2 rRNA genes are annotated in these 5,224 nt (G+C 59.9%); both read left to right on the plus strand.

Going from position 1 to position 5,224, the window contains the following annotated elements:
• Positions 1 to 243: 243 nt before the first annotated feature.
• Positions 244 to 1,771, plus strand: a 16S ribosomal RNA gene (locus tag C1I97_RS30855).
• Between the two features lie 303 nt (positions 1,772 to 2,074).
• A 23S ribosomal RNA gene (locus C1I97_RS30860) occupies positions 2,075 to 5,194 on the plus strand.
• The 16S and 23S rRNA genes sit together here, the layout of an rRNA operon.
• The last annotated feature ends 30 nt before the right edge of the window (positions 5,195 to 5,224 follow it).

The raw sequence follows: 5,224 nt of genomic DNA on the forward strand, positions 1-5,224 counted from the left end.
CACCGAAGGGAAGCGCCCGGAGGAAAGCCCGCGAGGGTGAGTACGAAGGAAGCGTCCGTTCCTTGAGAACTCAACAGCGTGCCAAAAATCAACGCCAGATATGTTGATACCCCGTCTCCGGCCGGATTCGGCCGGGGCGAGGTTCCTTTGAAGAAAACACAGCGAGGACGCTGTGAGCCGGGGGGATCATTCCTCCTCCCGGTTCCGCTCTCGTGATGTGTGACACCGGATGACCGGTAAGCATTCACGGAGAGTTTGATCCTGGCTCAGGACGAACGCTGGCGGCGTGCTTAACACATGCAAGTCGAACGATGAAGCCCCTCGGGGTGGATTAGTGGCGAACGGGTGAGTAACACGTGGGCAATCTGCCCTGCACTTCGGGACAAGCCCTGGAAACGGGGTCTAATACCGGATATCACTCCCGCAGGCATCTGCGGGGGTCGAAAGCTCCGGCGGTGCAGGATGGGCCCGCGGCCTATCAGCTTGTTGGTGAGGTAACGGCTCACCAAGGCGACGACGGGTAGCCGGCCTGAGAGGGCGACCGGCCACACTGGGACTGAGACACGGCCCAGACTCCTACGGGAGGCAGCAGTGGGGAATATTGCACAATGGGCGCAAGCCTGATGCAGCGACGCCGCGTGAGGGATGACGGCCTTCGGGTTGTAAACCTCTTTCAGCAGGGAAGAAGCGCGAGTGACGGTACCTGCAGAAGAAGCGCCGGCTAACTACGTGCCAGCAGCCGCGGTAATACGTAGGGCGCGAGCGTTGTCCGGAATTATTGGGCGTAAAGAGCTCGTAGGCGGCTTGTCACGTCGGGTGTGAAAGCCCGGGGCTTAACCCCGGGTCTGCATTCGATACGGGCTAGCTAGAGTGTGGTAGGGGAGATCGGAATTCCTGGTGTAGCGGTGAAATGCGCAGATATCAGGAGGAACACCGGTGGCGAAGGCGGATCTCTGGGCCATTACTGACGCTGAGGAGCGAAAGCGTGGGGAGCGAACAGGATTAGATACCCTGGTAGTCCACGCCGTAAACGGTGGGCACTAGGTGTTGGCGACATTCCACGTCGTCGGTGCCGCAGCTAACGCATTAAGTGCCCCGCCTGGGGAGTACGGCCGCAAGGCTAAAACTCAAAGGAATTGACGGGGGCCCGCACAAGCAGCGGAGCATGTGGCTTAATTCGACGCAACGCGAAGAACCTTACCAAGGCTTGACATACGCCGGAAAACCCTGGAGACAGGGTCCCCCTTGTGGTCGGTGTACAGGTGGTGCATGGCTGTCGTCAGCTCGTGTCGTGAGATGTTGGGTTAAGTCCCGCAACGAGCGCAACCCTTGTCCCGTGTTGCCAGCAGGCCCCTTCGGGGGTGCTGGGGACTCACGGGAGACCGCCGGGGTCAACTCGGAGGAAGGTGGGGACGACGTCAAGTCATCATGCCCCTTATGTCTTGGGCTGCACACGTGCTACAATGGCCGGTACAATGAGCTGCGATGCCGCGAGGCGGAGCGAATCTCAAAAAGCCGGTCTCAGTTCGGATTGGGGTCTGCAACTCGACCCCATGAAGTCGGAGTTGCTAGTAATCGCAGATCAGCACTGCTGCGGTGAATACGTTCCCGGGCCTTGTACACACCGCCCGTCACGTCACGAAAGTCGGTAACACCCGAAGCCGGTGGCCCAACCCCTCGCGGGAGGGAGCCGTCGAAGGTGGGACTGGCGATTGGGACGAAGTCGTAACAAGGTAGCCGTACCGGAAGGTGCGGCTGGATCACCTCCTTTCTAAGGAGCACCTGGCCCCTCCGGGGGTCCAGAGCCACTACGCCGGCGCGTGTCCGGCGGTGGTCAGCTCATGGGTGGAACGTTGATTATTCGGTCCGGACCCCGGGCCGGTGGCCTGCCAGTACTGCTCGCACGAGCGTGGAACGCATGACCGCCGGACGGGACCGGGCCGGGCACGCTGTTGGGTGTCTGAGGGAACGAACTTTCCTCAGTCGCCGGCCCCAGTGAACTCCGGACTTTGCTCCGGGGGTGATGGGTGGCTGGTCGTTGTTTGAGAACTGCACAGTGGACGCGAGCATCTGTGGCCAAGTTTTTAAGGGCGCACGGTGGATGCCTTGGCACCAGGAACCGATGAAGGACGCGGGAGGCCGCGATAGTCCCCGGGGAGCCGTCAACCAGGCTGTGATCCGGGGGTTTCCGAATGGGGAAACCCGGCAGTCGTCATGGGCTGTCACCCTTGCCTGAACACATAGGGCAAGCGGAGGGAACGCGGGGAAGTGAAACATCTCAGTACCCGCAGGAAGAGAAAACAACCGTGATTCCGGGAGTAGTGGCGAGCGAAACCGGACGAGGCCAAACCGTAGGCGTGTGAGACCCGGCAGGGGTTGCGCGTGCGGGGTTGTGGGATCTCTCTTCTGCTGTCTGCCGGCAGCAGGGCGAGTCAGAAACCGTTGGCGTAGGCGAAGGGCATGCGAAAGGCCCGGCGCAGAGGGTAAGACCCCCGTAGCCGAAACGTCAGCGGCTCGTCGGAGAGACACCCAAGTAGCACGGGGCCCGAGAAATCCCGTGTGAATCCGGCGGGACCACCCGCCAAGCCTAAATATTCCCTGGTGACCGATAGCGGATAGTACCGTGAGGGAATGGTGAAAAGTACCCCGGGAGGGGAGTGAAAGAGTACCTGAAACCGTGTGCCTACAAGCCGTGGGAGCGTCGGAATGTGCTTGCGCATTCTCGTGACTGCGTGCCTTTTGAAGAATGAGCCTGCGAGTTTGCGGTGTGTTGCGAGGTTAACCCGGGTGGGGTAGCCGTAGCGAAAGCGAGTCCGAACAGGGCGGTTTCAGTAGCACGCTCAAGACCCGAAGCGGAGTGATCTAGCCATGGGCAGGTTGAAGCGGAGGTAAGACTTCGTGGAGGACCGAACCCACCAGGGTTGAAAACCTGGGGGATGACCTGTGGTTAGGGGTGAAAGGCCAATCAAACTCCGTGATAGCTGGTTCTCCCCGAAATGCATTTAGGTGCAGCGTCGTGTGTTTCTTGCCGGAGGTAGAGCACTGGATAGGCGATGGGCCCTACCGGGTTACTGACCTTAGCCAAACTCCGAATGCCGGTAAGTGAGAGCGCGGCAGTGAGACCGTGGGGGATAAGCTCCATGGTCGAGAGGGAAACAGCCCAGAGCATCGACTAAGGCCCCCAAGCGTACGCTAAGTGGGAAAGGATGTGGAGTCGCTCAGACAACCAGGAGGTTGGCTTAGAAGCAGCCACCCTTGAAAGAGTGCGTAATAGCTCACTGGTCTAGTGATTCCGCGCCGACAATGTAGCGGGGCTCAAGCGTACCGCCGAAGTCGTGTCATTGCGATATGGACCCCCAACGGGGATCGTGATGGGTAGGGGAGCGTCGTCTGCCGGGTGAAGCAGCCGCGGAAGCGAGTTGTGGACGGTTGACGAGTGAGAATGCAGGCATGAGTAGCGATTCACACGTGAGAAACGTGTGCGCCGATTGACCAAGGGTTCCTGGGTCAAGCTGATCTGCCCAGGGTAAGTCGGGACCTAAGGCGAGGCCGACAGGCGTAGTCGATGGACAACCGGTTGATATTCCGGTACCCGCTGTGACGCGAAAGACATCGAGCATCGTGATGCTAAGGCCGTGAAGCCGCCCCGGAGCCTTCGGGCGAGGGGGAGTGGTGGAGCCGCCGGACCAAGCGGTTAGTAGGTGAGCGATGGGGTGACGCAGGAAGGCAGTCCAGCCCGGGCGGTGGTTGTCCCGGGGTAAGGGTGTAGCCCGAGTGGTAGGCAAATCCGCCACTCACCAGGGTGAGACCCGATGCCGAGCCGATTGCGGCGAAGTGGATGATCCTATGCTGTCGAGAAAAGCCTCTAGCGAGTTTCGTGGCGGCCCGTACCCTAAACCGACTCAGGTGGTCAGGTAGAGAATACCGAGGCGTTCGGGTGAACTATGGTTAAGGAACTCGGCAAAATGCCCCCGTAACTTCGGGAGAAGGGGGGCCATGCCCGGTGACGAGTCGTGCACTCCGAGCCGGGGGTGGCCGCAGAGACCAGCGAGAAGCGACTGTTTACTAAAAACACAGGTCCGTGCGAAGCCGTAAGGCGAGGTATACGGACTGACGCCTGCCCGGTGCTGGAACGTTAAGGGGACCGGTTAGCCTGGATTCGTCCGGGCGAGGCTGAGAACTTAAGCGCCAGTAAACGGCGGTGGTAACTATAACCATCCTAAGGTAGCGAAATTCCTTGTCGGGTAAGTTCCGACCTGCACGAATGGCGTAACGACTTCTCGACTGTCTCAACCATAGGCCCGGTGAAATTGCACTACGAGTAAAGATGCTCGTTTCGCGCAGCAGGACGGAAAGACCCCGGGACCTTTACTACAGTTTGATATTGGTGTTCGGTTCGGCTTGTGTAGGATAGCTGGGAGACCGTGAAGTCCCGACGCCAGTCGGGGTGGAGTCGTCGTTGAAATACCAGTCTGGTCGTGCTGGATGTCTAACCTGGGTCCGTGATCCGGATCAGGGACAGTGTCTGATGGGTAGTTTAACTGGGGCGGTTGCCTCCTAAAGGGTAACGGAGGCGCCCAAAGGTTCCCTCAGCCTGGTTGGCAATCAGGTGGTGAGTGTAAGTGCACAAGGGAGCTTGACTGTGAGACCGACGGGTCGAGCAGGGACGAAAGTCGGGACTAGTGATCCGGCGGTGGCTTGTGGAAGCGCCGTCGCTCAACGGATAAAAGGTACCCCGGGGATAACAGGCTGATCTTCCCCAAGAGTCCATATCGACGGGATGGTTTGGCACCTCGATGTCGGCTCGTCGCATCCTGGGGCTGGAGTCGGTCCCAAGGGTTGGGCTGTTCGCCCATTAAAGCGGTACGCGAGCTGGGTTTAGAACGTCGTGAGACAGTTCGGTCCCTATCCGCTGCGCGCGCAGGAGTCTTGAGAAGGGCTGTCCCTAGTACGAGAGGACCGGGACGGACGAACCTCTGGTGTGCCAGTTGTCCTGCCAAGGGCATGGCTGGTTGGCTACGTTCGGGAGGGATAACCGCTGAAAGCATCTAAGCGGGAAGCCTGCTTCGAGATGAGGACTCCCACCCACGTGATGGGGTAAGGCTCCCAGCAGACGACTGGGTTGATAGGCCGGATCTGGAAGCACCGCAAGGTGTGGAGGTGACCGGTACTAATAGGCCGAGGGCTTGTCCCCAGGTGCTCGCGTCCACTGTGTCGGTTCTGA

The sequence above is a fragment of the Streptomyces sp. NTH33 genome (assembly GCF_003236365.1).
Classification (GTDB): Bacteria; Actinomycetota; Actinomycetes; order Streptomycetales; family Streptomycetaceae; genus Streptomyces.